The organism is Brevibacillus sp. MCWH (genome assembly GCF_013096935.1).
In the GTDB taxonomy this organism is placed as follows: domain Bacteria; phylum Bacillota; class Bacilli; order Brevibacillales; family Brevibacillaceae; genus Brevibacillus; species Brevibacillus aydinogluensis.
Window position 1 is genome coordinate 1 of record NZ_SDLF01000257.1, and the last position, 380, is coordinate 380.

Genomic DNA, 380 nt, shown 5'->3' on the forward strand with positions numbered 1-380 from the left:
GTAGAATATCTGGTTGTTCTCGTTTCGAAGCATAAAAAAACGACCTTGTGCCAGCAGGTCTTGAACGTTTTCAATCATGTTCACTTTCTTTTTCTTCGCAATCGGATGCAAGCGGATGCCGTAGTCTTTGAAATACTGGTTTCGTAATGCACCCTCTGCACTGTCGATGGTGCGGTTATCAATTGGTTTCTTGTATGTTTTCACAAGCCGCTGTTCAAATTCCCATAAATCCTTGCTAAAATCGCTTGGGGCTTTCTTTACCGTCTTGTTAGCGGGTGAGTAGTAATAGGTGTCCAATAGAATGACATTGAGTCGCTTGGTCAATCCTAGCCCTAAAAAAGCGGTTGCGGATGTTTGATAGCCGCTGTCTATCGCAATAT

Annotated in this window: 1 protein-coding gene; it reads right to left on the reverse strand. The window is 43.2% G+C overall.

Features of this window, described 5'->3' with window-relative positions; genetic code table 11:
• Positions 1-380, reverse strand: a 380-nt coding sequence (locus ETC00_RS20360) for a terminase large subunit (RefSeq protein ID WP_216369621.1), incomplete at both ends; no start/stop codon positions are given.